The sequence below is a fragment of the Flavobacterium psychrotrophum genome, assembly GCF_003403075.1.
Classification (GTDB): domain Bacteria; phylum Bacteroidota; class Bacteroidia; order Flavobacteriales; family Flavobacteriaceae; genus Flavobacterium; species Flavobacterium psychrotrophum.
In genome coordinates, this window is record NZ_CP031557.1 from 1,907,227 (window position 1) to 1,926,053 (window position 18,827).

The following is an 18,827-nucleotide window of genomic DNA, read 5'->3' on the forward strand; positions in this document are numbered from 1 at the left end:
AACTTATTTAATTCACAAAGAAAACGTAATAGTACTTTTAGCTCCGTTTTGTTTGATTAAACAGAGTCATCATTAAAATCACACTTAATAAAAGCCACACTATGTATTATGTTATTCAATAAAATTAGAAGTAATTTTATTGAATAACATAATACAAATCATAAATATAATTATCTCGCTATATGCCCCACATTTCCGTCCTGCATAAACATAACCCGTACCGGGAAACGCTGTGCGGCTATACTTGTAGGATACCAGTTACGGCCACGCTCAGATAATAATATAAGCCCTTCATCATTACCAAGTGCCACAAAATCATCGCGGCGTGGTTGCCTTTTAAAAATAGGCACCCCCTCCTCTTTCATTAGCGTATCTGCCAGTACAGCGACTTCGCCGGTTACAAGCCCTATTTCGCTGATGCTGATGTAGGTCTTGTTGTTAAATGGTTCGGGATCATAATTACGGGTAGGATACCGGGTTATCACTTCGGCAATGTTGCCGTTGTTATCGTAAAAGTAAAATGATTTAGCATCCCAGTTGGCAAAATTCACAATTTCATCATCGCCTGCCATAATTATTTTTGTACGCTGCTTTATATAATTGTGCGCATCAAAAAAACGGTTATTGGGCACTTCAATTGCAAAATGATAAACAGGTTTTACATTGTCAGATTTTTTAAAGATAAGTTCTGTTCCGCCAATCTTAAAGAACAAAAAGGCAGTATCATCTTTATAATATGGAGCCAGGCCTAACACATTACGATAAAATTTTTCGGTTTCGGCTAAGTTGTCGCTAAGCAGTTCTACTTCAATAATGTCCATATGCAGCAGGGATGATTTCGTACTAAGGTAATCATTATTTTTACCCCGAAATACATAAACCTAACAAATTAAATTTGTAGAAGCTAGCGTAGTAAAAATATCCTTTTAGGCCTTGCTGCACAGCACTACCACTTTTTCATCATTAGCTGTGGTGATAAAAAAAGCATACACATCTCCACCATCTTTAATCTTCCATTTTTTAAGGATGTCTGCCACCTGTAACGGAAAGTTACGGGCACTTACATTCATCTTGCTGCCTTCAAGCTGCTTCATTTCTGCTTTCTGGTAAGGCAAAACGCTTTCAATTTTAAACCTGCGACCCGGAAAGTCAATCAGCGTATCAGACGTATACAAATGCGTATGCCTGTGTAGTTTAAACACGTCATAATGTGTCGCTACAGCATCAAAAGCCCCAGATTTCATAATGGCGCTATTGGGTTCATAAAGGTATTTAAGGGGTTTGCTGTAATCAGGATAGGCTTCATCACCATAGGGCGTTTCAAAAACCTCTTCCCCATCTTTTGTAATGCAAACGGCAGTAAGCGTGGGTGCGCCTTTATAACCTTTTTCAAGTATCCAAAGTAACTCTTTAACTTCGTTATGTACTGCCAAGACCTGTACAGCCTTAACCGAATGCAGTTCGCCCAGCGCAGCGCTTATGTCCAGCAACGGAGCAGTTTTTATCAGTACATTATCGGTATATTTAAAATAGGTATCCAGTAGCTGCGGCACATTGGGCAGGCAGTCGTTTAGCATAAAAACTTTGCCTTTAGCATCATTGCGGCGGCTGGGGTCTATATATATCCAGTCCCAACGCCTTTCGGTAAGCGTCAGTACATCAAGGCTGTCGCCCGGCAGACACTCAATATTATCGGCACCAAGCACTTCAAAATTATGCTTTGCAATGGCAGATAACTCCAGGTTTAGTTCGCAGTGGGTAACGTGCTGTACTTTTTTAGAAAAGTAATAATCGTCTATACCAAACCCTCCGGTAAGATCAATAAGGCTTTCGCCCGAAACCAATGAAGCCTTATAAGCCGCTGCCTTTTCTGACGATGTTTGCTCTATCGAAACTTTTGACGGATACAGGATGTTTTCAGCCGCATACCAGGTAGGTAATTTTTCTTTTGCCTTTTGGCGTGCTGCCACCTGGTTGAGTACTTCTGTAAACTGTACCTCAGGGAACGGGTTCTTTTGCAGGGCAAGCTTTGTTACATTATCATCGGTATGCTTGCGGATGTATTCTTGTATTTCCGGCTGTAATAAAACGTTTAGCAAGGCTATAAATCTTTAGTTAAGGCTTTAACAACGGGGTTTTCAGGGAAAAATTCCTTAGCAATAACCTTTAATGCCGTATACATAGGTATGGCAATGATCATTCCCAGGATCCCAAAACTAAAACCACTAATCAAAACTACAATAAATATTTCAAGCGGATGCGAATTTAAGCTGCTGCTGAATATAAGTGGCGAACTAAAATTATTGTCTATAAACTGTGCAACGCAATAACCTATAAGTACATACAGCGTTGTAGAAAACATATCGCCCTGAGCCTCAGGCCCAATATGCCCCAGTAAGGTAAGTATTACCACCAGTATGGTACTGATTATGGGCCCTATGTAAGGTATAATATTAAGAAACGCAGTAATAAGCGCTATTACAAAGGCATTTTGTACGCCAAAAATAAGCAACACTGTAAGGTATAGTACAAACAGCACCGCCATTTGTATAATAAGCCCTATAAAGTAGCGGCTTAGCATAAAGTTTACCTTTCGCAGTGAGTTAAGTATTTTATCTTCATGGGCATCTGGCAATAGTTTTTTAGCGCCAATGGTAAACAGTTTCCTGTCTTTAAGAAAGAAAAAGGTAATAAACATTACCGATGCCAGCCCCATACCAAAACCACTCAGCACACCTAATATACCGTTAAGAAATGCAGGAATAATATTAAAATCTATTTTAGAAGTAAGCTTAGATTCTTTTATCATCTTGGCAGTATCTATACCAAAATAGTTGTTTACCTGTGCTATAAGGTCGTTTACATCCTGCTCCAGCTTGGCTGTATCCAGTAACGATAAGTTTTCGCTTTGCGATACAATTAGCGGAACAAACATCATTATAAAACCTGCCAGTAAGGCAATAAAAAATATAAGTGTTACCACTACGGCAAGTATATGCGGAAATTTAAGCTTTCGCTTTAAAAAGTAAACTACCGGGCTGGCTACCATACTAAACAGTAGTGATATAAAGAGGTAAACAAGCACTGTTTTTATACTGTATAAAAATAACAGGAGTATGTATACGCCCGCAAGTACTGCTACCGTGCGCAGTAAGCCATTTGAGATAGTTTTAGAGGTGACCATGATATAAATGTGTATTGTTTTGGTGTATCGAAAGTAGTAAAAATTTTACGAAAGCATTTCTGTTTAATATAACATTAAGAATTTAAGAAATCTTCTTCATCTTTTATAATCCGTACGATTATTTATCTTAAAATTTTAAACAAAACCAAATGTTAGAGTCGCGTTAATTGTTCAGAATAAGCCGAGACAGAGGCGTAAATTTGAGAGGCTTGCTAAATATTATTATCAAATTAAAACAAATACCATGGCTAAGAAAGTTGCTGACCAGATCGTGGAAATGCTTATTGAAAACAACGTAAAACGTATATATGCCGTAACCGGCGACAGCCTTAATGAACTAAATGACGCGGTGCACCGCAGCGGAAAAATTAAATGGATACACGTGCGCCATGAAGAAGTGGGTGCTTATGCCGCTGCCGCAGAAGCTGAGCTTAATGATGACGGGCTTGCCTGCTGTGCCGGAAGCTGCGGCCCCGGTCACGTACACCTTATAAATGGCCTATATGATGCGCACCGCAGTGGTGTACCACTACTGGCGATTGCCTCTACGATTAATACGCCGGAGTTTGGTGTAGATTACTTTCAGGGTACCAATACCATTAAACTTTTTGACGATTGCAGCTGCTATAATGAGGTAGCCTCTACCCCTGCCCAGGCACCGCGTATGCTTCAGGCTGCCATTCAGCATGCTATTCATTTAAAAGGTGTAGCCGTTTTTGGGATGCCCGGCGATGTATCAGGCATGCCGGCTGTAGAGAGTGCTACCGCAATGCACAATTACCGTAATAAGCCTGTTATTCGCCCTGCTGATGACGAACTGCAACAACTTGCCGATATACTTAATAAAGGCAAGAAAGTAACCATTTTTTGCGGTACTGGAGCTGATAAGGCACATGACGAAGTGGTAGCCCTTGCCGGAAAACTAAAATCGCCGGTGGGTTATTCGTTCCGGGCAAAGATGGGCATACAGTATGATAACCCGTATGAAGTAGGTATGACCGGCCTATTGGGTCTTCCCTCTGCGTTTCATGCAATGCACGAGGCTGATACGTTACTGTTACTGGGAACCGACTTTCCATATGCTAACTTTATACCTACCGATAAAAAGATCATACAGATAGATACCCGCCCCGAAAAACTGGGACGCCGTGCAAAACTTGCGCTTGGCCTTTGTGGCGACATTAAACCCACAATTGAAGCGTTACTGCCATTACTCGAAGAAAAAACAGATGATACATTCCTGTTCGCGCAGCTTGGCTTATATGAGCAGGTTAAAAAACACCTCAACGTTTTTGTAGAAGACCGCGGTACCGACCACAAAATATCGCCTGAATATGTGGCAGCTACCATAAACCGTATTGCGGCTAACGATGCTATTTTTACCGTAGATACAGGTATGTGTTGTGTATGGGGCGCACGTTACCTTAAGGGTACGGGAGAACGTAAATTATTAGGATCTTTTAATCACGGGTCTATGGCTAATGCAATGCCCATGGCTATAGGTGCCGCATTAAGCCATCCGGATAAACAGGTTGTGGCCTTTTGTGGCGATGGCGGCCTGAGTATGCTACTGGGCGACCTCGCTACAATACACCAATATAAGCTGCCGATAAAAATTGTTGTATTTAACAACAGGTCACTGGGTATGGTAAAACTTGAAATGGAAGTTGCGGGCCTGCCGGATAATGAAACCGATATGGTAAACCCTGACTTTGCTCTGGTAGCCACTGCCATGGGCTTTAGGGGCATAAATGTTACTGATCCGGATAAGGTAGAAGAAGCATTAAGGGATGCTTTTGCTATAAATGGCCCGGTACTGGTTAATGTATTTACCAACCCAGCATCACTTGCTATGCCTCCTGAAATAGAATGGAAACAGGTTAAAGGCTATGCGCTAAGCATGACAAAACTTGTACTTGGCGGCCGTATGGATGAAGTAATAGAAACTGTAAAAGCAAATTATAAGCATTTGCCGGAAGTGCTTTAGGTATTTAAAAATTAAAAGATTTGAAAATCTGAAGACTCTGTAAGAACATTTTCAAATTTTCAAATCTTTATAATTTTAAATTCAATCAGTTTTTAAAAGCGTAGTTCAGGAGGTTAGCCCCCATTTTAAGGGCTTTAGCACGTACTTCGGGTGGGTCGTTGTGCACTTCAGGGTCTTCCCAGCCGTCGCCTAAGTCGGTTTCATGAGAGTAGAACAGTACGAGTCTTCCGTCTACAAAAATTCCCCAGCCATCCGGCGCTTTCCCATCGTGTTCGTGTATCTTAGGTAATCCCTGCGGAAACACAAATGGCCCTTTAAATATCTCGTGTCCTGCCGGTACGCGTACCAGTTCTTTATCAGGGAATATCCTTTTTATTTCGCGACGAATGTACTGATCCATGCCATAGTTATCATCTATATGCAAAAAACCTCCGGAAGTAAGGTAGTTACGCAGGTTTATAAGATCTGTATCGCTAAATACTACATTACCGTGCCCCGTCATGTGTACAAAAGGGTACGAAAAAAGATCCGGGCTGCCCGCCTCTACTACAGCAGTACGGGTATTTAGTTTTGTGTTAATATTCTGGTTACAGAATTTTGCGAGGTTAGGTAACGCTGTTGGGTTACCATACCAGTCGCCCCCACCAGGATACTTAAGTACTGCTATCTCCTGTGCCTGTACCAGCAAGGGTGCAAATAAAAATATATATAAAAACTTCTTCATTAGCTGAATGGCGAATTATAAAGCGTAAATATATAAATAAAGCACCATTTGGCTAATGGCCTTTTCTGTTAATTGCCTAAAGTGGTGTCCTGAAATATAAACTCCCGCTAAGCATAAGCCGCGGGAGCAGTATAAAACGATAAAAATTAATTGTTTAGAAAATATAGTCGGTACTCAGGAAGTTAGAATCGTGGTCGCGCACTATGGTGTTGAATAGTTCTTTATTAGCATCTGTAACTTTAGCAGCAACTAACGACCTGATTGAGAATGATCTTAGTGCATCAAATACTGATAGTGTACCTTCGGCACTGTCTTTTCTTCCTGTAAAAGGAAAAACGTCAGGGCCGCGCTGTGCCTGGCAATTGATATTTACACGACTTACCAGGTTTACAAACGGGTCTATAAGGCTTGCAACCTCTTTAGGGTCTGTACTAAATATACTTACCTGCATACCGTGCGATGCATTAATCTGGTATTCAATAGGCTCATCAATGGTATCAAATGGCACTACTGGAATTATTGGCCCAAACTGCTCTTCGTGGTACAATTTCATATCGCTGTTTACAGGATATACCACCGCAGGAAACACAAACGAAGCCTCGTTAAAGCCACCGTTTTCATTAATCACTTTAGCACCTTTAGCCACCGCATCTTCAATGCACTCTTTTAAATAAGCAGGCTTATCAGCTTCCGGCAGCGGGGTAATTTTTACATCCTTTTCCCATGGAAGTCCCGGCTTAAGGGCAGATACTGCTGCGCTTAATTTTTCAGTAAACTCAGCCGCTACTTCTTTCTGCACAAAAATAAGTTTAAGGGCGGTACAGCGCTGTCCGTTAAAAGACAATGCACCTAATATACATTCGCTAACAGCCACATCAAGGTCGGCATTTTTTGTAACTATGGCGGCATTTTTAGCATCTAAGCTTAGTATAGCACGAAGTCTGTTTACCTTAGGATGTTGTTTTTTAAGCCCGTTAGCCACTTTACTTGAACCAATGAATGCAAGCACATTTACCTTTCCGCTTTCCATGATAGGCGAAATAATTTCAGATCCTTTACCATAAAGTGTGTTTACAGTACCTTTAGGAAAGGCTTCTTTAAAGGCATTAAGCAACGGATAATGCGCCAGGACACCATGCTTAGGCAACTTGAATAAAATGGTATTACCCATAATAAGTGCCGGTATAAGTGTTGTAAAAATTTCGTTTAACGGATAGTTAAACGGCCCCATGCTAAGCACTACCCCCAGTGGTGCACGCCTTATCTGGGCAATGGTACCTTCTGCTTCCTGAAAACGCGACGATTCCCTGTCGAGGTCTTTAAGTGCATCAATAGTTGCGTTAATGTACTCTACTGTACGGTCAAACTCTTTAGTAGCATCACCCAGCGTTTTTCCTATCTCCCACATCAGCAGTTTTATAACCAGGTCACGCTGCTGTATCATCAGGTACACAAATTTTTGCATGCACTTAATGCGGCCTTCAACAGTCATGGTTGGCCATTCTCCCTGCCCATTATTATAAGCTGCTACAGCGGCATCGAGCGCTTCCATAGCCTCTTTTGGCGATGTTTTAGGAATACTGCCCACTACTTTGCGCTCCAGTCCGTTAGGTCCCGGTATGCAAACGGGCGAATAAATAGTATCTGTAGTACCCTCCCAGGTTACACATTCGCCGTTAAGCAGGTACACACGCTGGTGTATTTCCGGTATCCTGTATTGTTCGGGTATAGAATTTTCGTCTTTAAATATGCCATGCAGGCCATTTGCCTGTGTGCTTGTTTCGCTCATAATTTTTGAAGTTGATTTTTGTGTGTTATTTGTACTATTAAAATTAAGGAACTTAATGTAATGTTGGTGCTTACAAATTGTAATTTTTATGTAAATCGTATAAATCGTTATAGCAATAAGGTATTAAAAATGTTTAGTTATATTTGCATTTCTATTACCCTATAGAACTAATAGGATAAAATAAGACGCTTATCATAATGACTAGGATTATACTGCAATTAGAACGCGCTACAGATAACATCAGCTTTAGGCACATAGCCATAACTATGCTAATACTAAAGATGCTTATAATTAGCTATTTTGGTTACCTCATAGCCACTGAGATTTATAATGGTACGCTTCTTTTTGATTCTATGTTCTTTGTTTTTATGGGTGTAGGCTTTGTAGCACAAATAGTAGATGGCGCCCTGGGCATGGCTTATGGTGTTAGTTGCACTACATTGCTCATGAACTTTGGTATACCTGCAAGCCTGGCTACTGCAAGTGTGCATACCTCTGAAATTTTTACCACGGGAATATCAGGACTGTCGCATATCAAATTTAAAAATATTGACAAGAAACTGTTTTTCAAAATAGTAATTACAGGTACATTAGGCGCTGTTGCCGGAGCATATCTGATAAGCGACTTTTTTGATGCAAAAGTAATCAAGCCATATATTTCAGGTTATTTGGTACTATTGGGTGCTTATATAATATATAAAGGTATTCGTAATAAAAAAACTGTAAATCAAAAGGTTAAAAGAGCACCTTTACTTGCATTGATAGGTGGTTTTCTTGATACTACAGGTGGTGGTGGCTGGGGACCTATTGTAACAAGTAACCTTATAAGCCAGGGAAAAGACCCACGCGAAGTAATAGGAACTGTAAATACTGCAGAGTTTTTTATTACTTATGCAGCTACTGTAATTTTTACCATTATATTGGGCGTAAAGCACTGGCAAATAATTCTTGGCCTTATAACCGGCGGGGCACTTGCAGCTCCTTTTGGAGCTTATTTAGCATCTAAAATCAATAAAAGGCTGCTGTTTTTTATGGTAGGTACATTAATTATTATTATTTCGTCGTATTCGTTATTGCAGTTGCTGTAAATCGAAGAAAATATGTTAAAAATAAAATCTGAAAGGATTTTTAAAAAAAGTTTGCTTTAGTAGTAGCATTTGGTAATTTAGCCTTGCTAAACAAATACCATGGACATCCAAATTTCTAACGGCACACTTACGGCTACCATTAATCCAAAAGGGGCAGAACTAAATTCCTTAAAAAAAGATAACACCGAATATATTTGGGAAGGTAATCCTGAATTTTGGGGCAAGCATTCGCCGGTACTTTTCCCAATTGTGGGTACTTTAAAAAACAACTCTTATCTGTATAATGGTACTGAGTACACACTTAGCAGGCATGGTTTTGCGCGTGATAATATTTTCACGGTAAAAGAACAACAGCAAAATCGTGTAGTATTTTCTTTGGTTGCTAATGATTCCACCCGTGCCGTTTACCCTTTTGATTTTGAACTGGAACTTATTTATACGTTAGACGGCGATACTTTAAGCCTTGAGTATATTGTAACAAATAAAAGCGACAATGATATGCCGTTTTCAATAGGTGCACATCCTGCCTTTGCCCTGCCGGGAAATTTTGAAGATTACAGCCTGCAATTTGAAAAAGATGAACAAATAGAAAGTGTACAGCTTGAAGATGACCTGATATCTGATAAAACAGAACTATTAGACTTAGAGCATGGCAATTTACCTTTAACTTACAAATTATTTGAAAATGATGCCTTGATAATCAAATCGGCTCAAAGCAGAGAAATTACCATAAAAAAGGGAACTTCAGATTATATTAAGGTAACTTACCCCGCATTTCCACATTTAGGGCTATGGACAAAAGTAGGCGCCCCATTTTTATGCATAGAGCCATGGCAAGGTTATAGCGATAGTAATAATGCCAGCGGAAATTTATTAGAAAAAGAAGGTATTGTTATATTGAAAACACAAAGTAAATTTACAGCCGGATTTAAAGCCAAAATTTTCTAAAAAAATACATTTTATAACGCAACCTTTTACAAAAAACGTATCTAAAGCTAAACAACAATTATAAACATGAAACTTAAACTTCTATCTCTATTACTTCTTATTGTCGTTATTACAGCATGCAGCATTGACGGTAATGAAAATAAATACTGTACTTTTCAGGGTCAAATGGCTACCACAGCTGTAACCGGAGCAGATTCAACTAAAGTTAACGTTCCTGTTAACCTGAATGTTACTTTTGTAATTGGTAACAATTGTGGTCAATTCAACCAGTTTCTTTCTACAGCAGCATATCCTAAAAGTATTGTAGCGCTTGTAGATTACACCGGATGTGAGTGTGATGATAAATCGTACACACAAACAAAACCTTATACTTTTGCAGCTACAGCAGCAGGTACTTATGTGTTAAAGTTTCTTACTGAAAATGAACTATCACCAATAACTAAAACTATAGTAGTTACTGCTGAGTAATATATTATACATATATCAAGACAAATAAATACCAAAACATTTTCGATATTTATTTGAATGAAAAAAGCCATACTTAGTAAGTATGGCTTTTTTCATGTTTTACTATCGGTAGTTTAGTTTTGCACTTTATGCTGATTATCATTCGGTGTAAAATCCATAAAAATACCACCATCCAGCAATACAGAAGTTATCTTTTTGTTGGCAGAAATAGTCACAGTAGCTTTTACAGCTCCGGATTCCCATACGGATGGCGTAAAATGTGTTTTCTGGATAGTTCCGTCTTCCAGTGTTGCAACAACATCAAACGGAACTGCAAACCCTCCTACATTATTAATATTAATGCTTAACCTGCCACTTTTGTATTCTGTTTTGGTAACCCTAAGGTCAATATAATTATTGCTGAAAAACCAATTGTTCCAAAACCAGTTAAGCGACTTACCTGCACCGGTATTCATAGAATAAAAGAAATCCCACGGCATAGGGTGCTTATCATTCCAGTTAGTCATATACAGGTGTAATGCCTTTTTAAATGTGGCATCGCCCAAATAATCTTTTAACGCCAGATAGGCTAATGATGGTTTTACATAAGAGTTATTACCATAGCCCGGGCCGCTAAGCTGGCTGCTCATGGTTATAATGGGCTGGTCCTGCTCTGTAGCTATACTGTTTATCCAGTGCTTTACCCTGAATTCCTGATAGAATTTTTTGGCAGCTTCTTCCCCATTCTCATCAATGCCAATCAAGTACTCAAGCGTTGTAGCCCAGCCCTCGTCCATAAAAGCGTAGCGCGTTTCGTTAATGCCCATATAAAACGGAAAATAGGTATGCGCAATTTCATGGTCTGCCGTAAGGCGTGCATCTTCTAAGTTATCCGGTATACTACTATCGTTAATCATCATAGGATATTCCATATCCGCAAAGCCCTGTATGGCCGTCATTGCCGGAAACGGATATTCTATACCTGGCCACTTATCGCTGTACCATTTAAGGCTATAACGCATCCATTCGGTATAGCGCTCAAAATCTTTTGCTCCTGCTTTGTAGGCCGCCTGTACACTTGCCCTTTTGGTTTTAAGCTTTACGCTAGACGCATCCCATACATAATGATTACTAAGCGCAAAACAAAAATCGGTTATATGTGAAGCCTTAAATTTCCATACGTTCCATTCGGCCTGTTTTGTAACCTTACCGGCTTTCATTTCATCTTTAGTGGCTACATGAACAATGCCGTCTTCTTTAAGCGATTTTTTAAAGCGTTTTAAGTACTCAGGCTGTAATACTTCTTCAGGATTCTGGAAATCACCGGTAGACCATACCACAAAGTTTTTACGGGCTGATATTTCAAACTTATAGTCATTAAAATCGTTATAAAATTCTCCGCCATCTGTGTGTGGCAGGTAATCCCAGCCGTTGTAATCGTCATAAACAGAAACACGTGGAAAAGAATAAGCTACATAAAAAGTTTCCGGGTCTATCTGCCCTTCCCTGCCGCTTTCTTTAGATAACGGGTACTCCCATTCAATCTTAAGTTCTGCAACAGCTTTTGATGCTAATGGCTTATTAAGTTTCAGGCCACCAACAGTACCCCAGCCCTCTGTATTTATATCGTATTTTTCTCCATTTATTAAAAGTGATTTTATGACTAATCCTGTAGTAAGAAAATCGCTGCCTACATAGCCACTCCTGGGCGCATTTGGCTTATGGATATTATTGACAAAACGTATCATTATACCCCTTAAATCGTCAGGACTATTATTTGTGTAAGTAATTACCTCTGAGCCCGAAACAATTTTAGTCTGGTCATCTACCTTTACCTTAACATCATAAATACCTTTATTTTGCCAGTAGTTTTTTCCTGGCTCGCCTGTAAGGCTACGGGTTTCGTTTTCGTATGCTTTTTGAATATTACGTGGTATGTACAGGTCTTGTGCATAGCCCTGAAAAGCTAATCCGGATAATAAGAGACTGAAAAGTATTTTTTTCATAATGAGATAAATGGTTTGGGTAAAAATAGAATAAAAAACGAAAAGACTTATGTAGAATTTAAACATATTTTTCTTTAGAAAATGCGCGACACACCTCAAAATCGTCTTGTTTATTTTGACGAAAAACGTGTAAGATATCCTAAAACAAGATTATAAAAAAACCGCCTAAAATTGCTTTTAGGCGGCTCATATCTTAAAGGTTAAAATTAATTAACCGTTCATACTCATTAAAAACTCATCGTTATTACGGGTCTTTTTAAAGCGATCGTTAATAAAGTCCATAGCCTCTACAGGATTCATATCTGCAAGGTATTTACGCATTATCCACATACGCTGTATTGTTTTTTCGTCCAGTAACAGGTCATCGCGGCGCGTGCTTGATGAAGTAAGGTCAATAGCAGGGAAAATACGCCTGTTAGCAATCTTACGATCCAGCTGAAGTTCCATGTTACCTGTACCTTTAAATTCTTCAAAGATAACCTCATCCATTTTAGAACCGGTTTCAGTAAGCGCTGTAGCAATAATACTAAGCGATCCGCCTCCTTCAATATTACGTGCCGCACCAAAAAAGCGTTTTGGTTTTTGCAGTGCGTTAGCATCTACACCACCACTAAGTACTTTACCAGATGCAGGCTGCACCGTGTTGTATGCCCTTGCAAGACGTGTAATAGAGTCTAACAAAATAACCACATCATGGCCACACTCTACAAGGCGCTTGGCTTTTTCAAGTACTATGTTAGCTACTTTTACATGGCGCTCTGCAGGTTCGTCAAAGGTAGAGGCGATAACCTCTCCCCTTACACTGCGCTGCATATCTGTTACCTCTTCCGGGCGTTCGTCTATAAGTAGTACAATAAGATAAACTTCAGGATGGTTTGCAGCAATAGAGTTAGCAATGTCCTTAAGCAACATTGTCTTACCTGTCTTAGGCTGTGCCACAATCATACCCCTCTGGCCTTTACCTATTGGCGAAAACAAATCTATAATACGGGTAGATATTGTACTATGCTTATCGGCAAGATTAAACTTTTCTTCAGGAAAAAGCGGTGTAAGGTGTTCAAAAGAAACCCTATCCCTTACTACCTGAGGGTCATGCCCGTTGATTTTAAGGACACGTACAAGAGGAAAATATTTTTCGCCCTCTTTTGGCGGACGTACCACACCTTTTACAGTATCTCCGGTTTTAAGGCCAAAAAGGCGAACCTGCGAGTTAGATAGGTAAATATCATCTGGAGATGCAAGGTAATTATAGTCAGACGAGCGCAGGAAACCATAGCCATCAGGCATCATTTCGAGCACACCTTCGCTTTCTATAATACCATCAAATTCATAATCTGCCTCACGGTAGTTTGGCTCTTTATGTTCTTTATGCTCTCGTTCTCTTTGGGGTTGTGCAGCTTTTGGTGCAGGGGCACTACTTGTTATTGCAGGTGCCGGGCCTGGAGCCGTACCCTGTTCTTCTGCTATTCGTTTTTTATAACTTGGGTGGTTTGGATTATTAGCATTGGCACGTTCTATCTGAGCACGACGCTCTTCATCTGTCAGTACAGGACGCTTTGCTTTACCGTCTTTATCTTTATCCTTAACGGGAAGAGGCTTTTTATTTTCTTTAGAAAAAACTTTATCGGCAGCGGGCTGTATTGCAGGGCCATCAGTAGCTACTAGTTTAGGCTCTGCAGTTGCTTCTTCTTTAGGCACCACCGTTTCTTCTGTATCTTCTTGTTGCTCAGTTACCGTCTCTTCAGATGCTTTAACAACAGGTGTTTTCTTCTTAATTATTTTTTCTCCGGCGGGTGCAGCAGTAACAGGCACTTCTTCAAACGGAGTTTCGACAGGTGCGTTATCAGTATCCGCCACAGGAGCATTTTCTGGCTCAGTATCTTTACTTATGCGTGCTCTTTTAGGTTTAGATGCCGTATTTGCTTCAGGGGCTGCTTCTGCAGTTTCTTCAAAAAGCGGTTGTATCTCTGCCGGATTAGCCGCCTGATGGTCGAGTATCTGATAGATAAGCTCGTCTTTTTTTAGCCCCCTGAATTTATTGATTTTCGCCTTCTTGGCGATCTCTTGAAGCTCAGGAAGCTTCATTTCTTTTAATTCAGAAATATCAAACATGTATAGTTAATAGTTAATTTAGGCAATTTCAAAAATTGAAGTAAAGGGTAAGTGGAAATTTTCTGGGTAACGATTTCAACGCAGTATGAAGTACTTGCGGTTTTGTAATGCAATAATACAAATTATTTTTTACCTTACAATAGTATTTATAAAAAAGAAAACATATTTTTGTGCTGAAATTAGTACAAAGGCAATGATACAACGCATACAAAGCGTATACTTAGCAATAGCATTTACAGCAAGCGGCCTGTTGCCGTTTTTGTTTCCGCTATATACTTTAAGCAATCAAAATGAGCCAACGTTTTTTATAAACAACCTGGCATATATTATATTGTTTGTTTTTAGTGCAACGCTTTCTGTTGTAAGCCTTTTTAGCTTTAAGAAAAGAAAAAAACAGTTTGTAATAAACAGGCTGAACATAATATTAAATTTTATTTTACTGGGTTTATTTATATACCTGTCGCTTAATCTATCCGGAGACGCTACGGTGTCTGAGAAGGGTATTGGGATGATTCTTCCTCTTGTTTCTATCGTTTTTTTAAGCCTTGCAAACAGGGCCATCAAGAAGGACGAAGATCTCGTAAAATCTGCCGACAGATTGAGGTAAACCTTTTAACTTAGTTTATTAGTGCGTAAAAAATCCGGGTTGCCACCCGGATTTTTTTTGTTATATACTCAAAATATTATAAAAAAACGCTCCGGAAAATTCTTTGAATTTGCGCAGAGCGTTTTAAACCAATCAAAACCAATTATGAAAAATCTTATATTCTTTTTTATTACAGTATTAGGGGGCTAACCTGTTTTGTTGAGACAAATGTATGGCGCAAAAATGTGTTTTAATATATTTTTAGACCGATGCTATAGTTGATATCGGCGAACGGTTGTTATCTTTAGATGATTGAATTTCAACACAAAAGCTTATTGATTATACACTGCTAAAAAATAAGTTATATGGCAGCCTCAACCAGCCACCAAAATAGATAATTTTAATCTTCATTATGCCCGGAATTAAAACCCTGATAATGTTTTTGTATGCGAATACATAAATCTTAAACGCTAAATAACTTTATTAAAGGCAATATAAATCGTTAACCTTAAATTAAAACATTATTAATCAATAAGTTTAAAATTAAAATATTACTTTTGCGCAAATTATTTATACAAAATGCAAGAAGGTACAGTAAAATTCTTCAATGAAGAAAAAGGTTTTGGATTTATTACTCCAAGCAATGGTGGTAAAGAAATCTTCGTTCACGTTTCTGGTCTAAAAGAAAGCATTCGCGAGAATGACGAAGTTCGTTTTGACGTAGAAGAAGGCCGTAGAGGTCCAAACGCAATAAATGTTGTTATAGCTTAATACGCGCTAATAAAATTTACAGTAAAGCCCTTGCTAATGCAAGGGCTTTTTGTTTATACAGTATTCAGCACTTACGTGAAAGAATTGCTTATGTTAAGAAATTGCAATAAGCAGCCAAATACTTTTAAAATAAAAACGCCCTGGGAAAACCACTAACCCGGGCGTTTTATAAAACCAAATCAAAACCAATTATGAAAAAAAAACTCTTATTCTATGTTATTACAGTATTAGGGGGCTAACCTGTTTTGTTGAGACAAATATATGGCAACAAAAACACCAATACATTCATTTTTAGACGAATGTAAATTAAGTATCGATAAGCAGTAATTATGTTTCGATATCTATACTAATATAACCTCAGGAGATGGTTCACTGCCTTCTGCAAAAGCAGCAATACTGCCAAGGGTTACTTTTGCTATTTGCGAAAGCGCCTCATCTGTAAAAAATGCCTGGTGTGCAGTTACCAGCACATTTGGGAAACTCATAAGCCGTTGTATGGTATCGTCTTCAATTATATTTTCTGACAGGTCGCGAAAGAAAAGTTTTTCCTCCTGCTCATAAACATCAATACCCAACGCTCCCACCTTTTTACTCTTTAGAGCTTCAATCATATCTGCTGTAGATATAAGCCCTCCCCTGCTGGTGTTTAAAACAATCACACCATCCTTCATTTGCGCAAGCGTATCACTGTTGATAAGATAATGGTTTTCTGCGGTAAGTGGGCAGTGCAGAGAGAGTATGTCGGCTGTTGCCAAAACCTCGCCCTGTGATTTATAAGCTACGCCCAGTTCTTTAAGGCCGGCATCTTCATAAACATCATAAGCAACAACCGTACAGCCAAAACCCAGCATTATTTTACAAAAAGCTTTACCTATTTTACCTGTACCTATAACCCCTATTGTTTTACCAGACAGGTTAAAGCCCAGTAAACCATCAAGCGAAAAATTTTGCTCACGCACGCGGTTGTAGGCTTTGTGGGTTTTACGGTTTAGTGTAAGCAGCATGGCTATGGTATGTTCTGCAACTGCCTCGGGAGAATAAGCAGGAACACGGCATACCCTAAGCCCCAACCGTTTTGCGGCATCAAGGTCTAGATTATTAAAACCGGCGCACCGCAGTGCAATTACTTTTACACCTTTAGCCGCAATAGCTTCTAAAACGGGAGCGCTAAGCTTATCATTTACAAATACACAAACAGCGTAAGCATCTTCTATAACATTAACTATATGAGGGCCAAGATGGGTTTCATAATACTCTGTTTCGAGTCCGGGAATATTATTATACCGGTTAAAAAACTGGCGGTCGTAAGGCTTAGCCGAGAAAAAGATAACTTTCATGGTTGAAGGATTAGTTTCACTAAAAATACAAATTGTATTTAAGTAAAACCCCGTACATTATCATATTTAAGGCACCTACCCCTTTTTGGCAATTTCGATAACTTCAAGATTATCTATTTTATCGCCTGTTATGGTAAAGCGCAGCATGGTACGCACCTGATGAAAACCGTGTGTACCCGCAGCACCCGGATTCATGTGCAGCAAGCTCAGTTTCTGGTCATACTGCACTTTTAAGATATGCGAATGTCCACAAATAAAAAGTTTTGGAGGGTTAGCATAAAGTTCCTCACGAATCGCCTGGTTGTACTTACCGGGATAGCCGCCTATATGGGTAATGAGCACATCTACCCCTTCGCACATAAAACGGTTGTTTAGCGGAAACTCCAGTCTGGCTTTAGCATCATCAATATTACCGTATACCCCGCGCAATGGTTTAATTGCTTTTATGGTATCAGTAACCGAAAGATCGCCAATATCTCCGGCATGCCACACCTCGTCTGCCTGGTGTACATATTTTAAGATGGTATCGTCTATATGGCTATGCGTATCGCTAAGGAGGAGGATTTTTGTCAATTTGTTAAGGTCTTTTAAATATCCAAATATACCTCTTAGACTCTTAATGCGCAAAACCTATTATACGCTTTGAGTTAAAAACACTATTTTTACATAGAGAATCCATAAAAAAATATTGATGGAAAAAAGTATTGCCTTGCGTAGCGTAAACGTTACGCGGTATATAACCCCCCTTCGCGAAGGTGGCTCGCTGCCTGCGCTTGCCGAGGCAGATGACGATTTTAATTATGTACTTAAATTTAAAGGGGCAGGACATGGCACTAAAGCACTGATAGCTGAACTACTGGGTGGCGAAATAGCCCGCGCACTTGGACTACCGGTACCCGAACTGGTTTTTGCCAATCTCGATGAAGCCTTTGGCCGTACCGAAGCCGATGAGGAAATACAGGATTTACTGCAAAACAGCCAAGGGCTTAACCTTGCACTGCATTACCTAAGTGGTGCCATTAATTTTGACCCCGTAGTTACTACTGTAGAAGCTAAACTTGCTTCGCAAATTGTGTGGCTGGATGCGTATATAACAAATGTAGACCGTACTTTTCGTAATACCAATATGCTGATATGGCATAAGGATTTGTGGCTGATTGACCACGGCGCATCGTTTTATTTTCATCATGCGTTTACCGAGCCTGAAAAGCACGCATTAGTGCCTTTTACACTAATAAAAGACCATGTATTACTGCCACAGGCCACATTGCTTAACGAAGTAGATGCCGAATATAAAGCACTACTTACCGAAGATAAGATACGCGCCATTGTAGGCCTGTTACCGGATGAATGGCTACAATGGGAAGGCATGGAACAATCGCCGGATGCTGTGCGCGAAGTGTATGTACAGTTCCTTTTATTACGTTTACAAAACGCTGACATATTTATAAAACAAGCTCAGGATGCAAGACAGGCACTTATATGAATATGCAGTAATTCGCGTGGTACCCAGGGTAGAACGCGAAGAATTTATAAACGTGGGCGTTATTTTGTTCTGCAAACGTAAACGCTTTATAAAAATGATATTTACTGTAAACGAATCAAGGTTGCTTGCCCTGCACGCGGCATTGGACATTGAACAACTGCAAGCCAACCTCGACTCCTTTCAGCGGATAGCACAGGGAGCAAAAAATGGCGGCCCCATAGCACTAATGGAAACGCCCGAACGTTTCAGGTGGTTAACAGCCGTACGCAGTTCGGTAATACAAACATCACGGCCGCATCCGGGACTGTGCCTCGACCTTGACGAAAAGGCACAACAGCTTTTTACAGAATTAGTACTCTAAA

17 protein-coding genes are annotated in these 18,827 nt (G+C 39.6%); 8 read left to right on the forward strand and 9 right to left on the reverse strand.

Annotated features, from left to right (window positions below; all coding sequences use genetic code 11):
• Nucleotides 1–170: 170 nt before the first annotated feature.
• The 3 genes from DYH63_RS08250 to DYH63_RS08260 form a co-directional block, all read right to left on the reverse strand.
• Nucleotides 171–821 carry a hypothetical protein gene (locus DYH63_RS08250; RefSeq protein WP_116788359.1) on the reverse strand — a complete coding sequence of 217 codons (651 nt, stop codon included), beginning with the start codon at nucleotides 819–821 and terminating at the stop codon, nucleotides 171–173.
• Between the two features lie 105 nt (nucleotides 822–926).
• Complete coding sequence (locus DYH63_RS08255) at nucleotides 927–2,099, reverse strand: class I SAM-dependent methyltransferase (RefSeq protein WP_116788360.1); 1,173 nt, start codon at nucleotides 2,097–2,099, stop codon at nucleotides 927–929.
• A 2-nt stretch (nucleotides 2,100–2,101) separates the two neighbouring features.
• Nucleotides 2,102–3,184 carry an AI-2E family transporter gene (locus DYH63_RS08260; RefSeq protein ID WP_116788361.1) on the reverse strand — a complete coding sequence of 361 codons (1,083 nt, stop codon included), beginning with the start codon at nucleotides 3,182–3,184 and terminating at the stop codon, nucleotides 2,102–2,104.
• A gap of 244 nt (nucleotides 3,185–3,428) precedes the next feature.
• On the opposite strand from DYH63_RS08260, the gene DYH63_RS08265 reads away from it, so the two are divergent.
• Nucleotides 3,429–5,171 (forward strand): thiamine pyrophosphate-dependent enzyme, encoded by a 1,743-nt coding sequence (locus DYH63_RS08265; RefSeq protein ID WP_116788362.1) that lies wholly within the window; start codon nucleotides 3,429–3,431, stop codon nucleotides 5,169–5,171.
• Between the two features lie 85 nt (nucleotides 5,172–5,256).
• Here the strand turns inward: DYH63_RS08265 and DYH63_RS08270 are convergent, their stop codons facing one another.
• Nucleotides 5,257–5,895 carry a DUF4159 domain-containing protein gene (locus tag DYH63_RS08270; protein WP_116788363.1) on the reverse strand — a complete coding sequence of 213 codons (639 nt, stop codon included), beginning with the start codon at nucleotides 5,893–5,895 and terminating at the stop codon, nucleotides 5,257–5,259.
• Nucleotides 5,896–6,049: 154 nt separating this feature from the next.
• Nucleotides 6,050–7,684, reverse strand: coding sequence for an NADP-dependent glyceraldehyde-3-phosphate dehydrogenase (locus DYH63_RS08275; protein WP_116788364.1), 1,635 nt, complete (start codon nucleotides 7,682–7,684; stop codon nucleotides 6,050–6,052).
• 197 nt (nucleotides 7,685–7,881) lie between these two features.
• Between DYH63_RS08275 and DYH63_RS08280 the strand changes: the two genes are divergently transcribed.
• The 3 genes from DYH63_RS08280 to DYH63_RS08290 all read left to right on the forward strand — a co-directional run bounded on the left by DYH63_RS08280 (nucleotide 7,882) and on the right by DYH63_RS08290 (nucleotide 10,188).
• Nucleotides 7,882–8,772, forward strand: a complete 891-nt coding sequence (locus tag DYH63_RS08280; RefSeq protein ID WP_116788365.1) for a sulfite exporter TauE/SafE family protein — start codon at nucleotides 7,882–7,884, stop codon at nucleotides 8,770–8,772.
• Nucleotides 8,773–8,871: 99 nt separating this feature from the next.
• Nucleotides 8,872–9,720 (forward strand): aldose 1-epimerase family protein, encoded by an 849-nt coding sequence (locus tag DYH63_RS08285; protein WP_116788366.1) that lies wholly within the window; start codon nucleotides 8,872–8,874, stop codon nucleotides 9,718–9,720.
• A gap of 66 nt (nucleotides 9,721–9,786) precedes the next feature.
• A complete protein-coding gene (locus DYH63_RS08290; RefSeq protein ID WP_116788367.1) occupies nucleotides 9,787–10,188 on the forward strand; it encodes a hypothetical protein in 402 nt (133 codons plus the stop codon).
• A 113-nt stretch (nucleotides 10,189–10,301) separates the two neighbouring features.
• Here DYH63_RS08290 and DYH63_RS08295 read toward each other — a convergent pair whose 3' ends face one another.
• Nucleotides 10,302–12,173: a M1 family metallopeptidase gene (locus DYH63_RS08295; RefSeq protein WP_116788368.1), complete on the reverse strand. Its 1,872-nt coding sequence runs from the start codon at nucleotides 12,171–12,173 to the stop codon at nucleotides 10,302–10,304.
• 210 nt (nucleotides 12,174–12,383) lie between these two features.
• Entirely contained in the window at nucleotides 12,384–14,285 is a 1,902-nt protein-coding gene (rho, locus tag DYH63_RS08300) for a transcription termination factor Rho (RefSeq protein WP_116788369.1), read from the reverse strand.
• A gap of 193 nt (nucleotides 14,286–14,478) precedes the next feature.
• Between rho and DYH63_RS08305 the strand changes: the two genes are divergently transcribed.
• Both DYH63_RS08305 and DYH63_RS08310 read left to right on the forward strand, forming a co-directional pair.
• Nucleotides 14,479–14,892, forward strand: coding sequence for a DUF4293 domain-containing protein (locus DYH63_RS08305; protein ID WP_116790775.1), 414 nt, complete (start codon nucleotides 14,479–14,481; stop codon nucleotides 14,890–14,892).
• A 558-nt stretch (nucleotides 14,893–15,450) separates the two neighbouring features.
• Nucleotides 15,451–15,642: a cold-shock protein gene (locus tag DYH63_RS08310; protein WP_116788370.1), complete on the forward strand. Its 192-nt coding sequence runs from the start codon at nucleotides 15,451–15,453 to the stop codon at nucleotides 15,640–15,642.
• A 341-nt stretch (nucleotides 15,643–15,983) separates the two neighbouring features.
• Here DYH63_RS08310 and DYH63_RS08315 read toward each other — a convergent pair whose 3' ends face one another.
• Both DYH63_RS08315 and DYH63_RS08320 read right to left on the reverse strand, forming a co-directional pair.
• Nucleotides 15,984–16,979, reverse strand: coding sequence for a 2-hydroxyacid dehydrogenase (locus DYH63_RS08315; protein WP_116788371.1), 996 nt, complete (start codon nucleotides 16,977–16,979; stop codon nucleotides 15,984–15,986).
• A gap of 75 nt (nucleotides 16,980–17,054) precedes the next feature.
• Nucleotides 17,055–17,552 (reverse strand): metallophosphoesterase family protein, encoded by a 498-nt coding sequence (locus DYH63_RS08320; protein WP_116788372.1) that lies wholly within the window; start codon nucleotides 17,550–17,552, stop codon nucleotides 17,055–17,057.
• A 118-nt stretch (nucleotides 17,553–17,670) separates the two neighbouring features.
• Between DYH63_RS08320 and DYH63_RS08325 the strand changes: the two genes are divergently transcribed.
• Both DYH63_RS08325 and DYH63_RS08330 read left to right on the forward strand, forming a co-directional pair.
• Complete coding sequence (locus tag DYH63_RS08325; protein WP_116788373.1) at nucleotides 17,671–18,465, forward strand: HipA family kinase; 795 nt, start codon at nucleotides 17,671–17,673, stop codon at nucleotides 18,463–18,465.
• A complete protein-coding gene (locus tag DYH63_RS08330; RefSeq protein ID WP_116788374.1) occupies nucleotides 18,443–18,826 on the forward strand; it encodes a DUF3037 domain-containing protein in 384 nt (127 codons plus the stop codon). The genes DYH63_RS08325 and DYH63_RS08330 overlap by 23 nt, the downstream gene beginning before the upstream one ends.
• The last annotated feature ends 1 nt before the right edge of the window (nucleotide 18,827 follow it).

Coding starts and splice junctions, on each gene's coding strand:
- DYH63_RS08250 (WP_116788359.1), bottom strand. CDS start 821: ATGGACATTATTGAAGTAGAACTGCTTAGCGACAACTTAGCCGAAACC.
- DYH63_RS08260 (WP_116788361.1), bottom strand. CDS start 3,184: ATGGTCACCTCTAAAACTATCTCAAATGGCTTACTGCGCACGGTAGCA.
- DYH63_RS08265 (WP_116788362.1), top strand. CDS start 3,429: ATGGCTAAGAAAGTTGCTGACCAGATCGTGGAAATGCTTATTGAAAAC.
- DYH63_RS08270 (WP_116788363.1), bottom strand. CDS start 5,895: ATGAAGAAGTTTTTATATATATTTTTATTTGCACCCTTGCTGGTACAG.
- DYH63_RS08275 (WP_116788364.1), bottom strand. CDS start 7,684: ATGAGCGAAACAAGCACACAGGCAAATGGCCTGCATGGCATATTTAAA.
- DYH63_RS08280 (WP_116788365.1), top strand. CDS start 7,882: ATGACTAGGATTATACTGCAATTAGAACGCGCTACAGATAACATCAGC.
- DYH63_RS08285 (WP_116788366.1), top strand. CDS start 8,872: ATGGACATCCAAATTTCTAACGGCACACTTACGGCTACCATTAATCCA.
- DYH63_RS08290 (WP_116788367.1), top strand. CDS start 9,787: ATGAAACTTAAACTTCTATCTCTATTACTTCTTATTGTCGTTATTACA.
- DYH63_RS08295 (WP_116788368.1), bottom strand. CDS start 12,173: ATGAAAAAAATACTTTTCAGTCTCTTATTATCCGGATTAGCTTTTCAG.
- rho (WP_116788369.1), bottom strand. CDS start 14,285: ATGTTTGATATTTCTGAATTAAAAGAAATGAAGCTTCCTGAGCTTCAA.
- DYH63_RS08305 (WP_116790775.1), top strand. CDS start 14,479: ATGATACAACGCATACAAAGCGTATACTTAGCAATAGCATTTACAGCA.
- DYH63_RS08310 (WP_116788370.1), top strand. CDS start 15,451: ATGCAAGAAGGTACAGTAAAATTCTTCAATGAAGAAAAAGGTTTTGGA.
- DYH63_RS08315 (WP_116788371.1), bottom strand. CDS start 16,979: ATGAAAGTTATCTTTTTCTCGGCTAAGCCTTACGACCGCCAGTTTTTT.
- DYH63_RS08325 (WP_116788373.1), top strand. CDS start 17,671: ATGGAAAAAAGTATTGCCTTGCGTAGCGTAAACGTTACGCGGTATATA.
- DYH63_RS08330 (WP_116788374.1), top strand. CDS start 18,443: ATGCAAGACAGGCACTTATATGAATATGCAGTAATTCGCGTGGTACCC.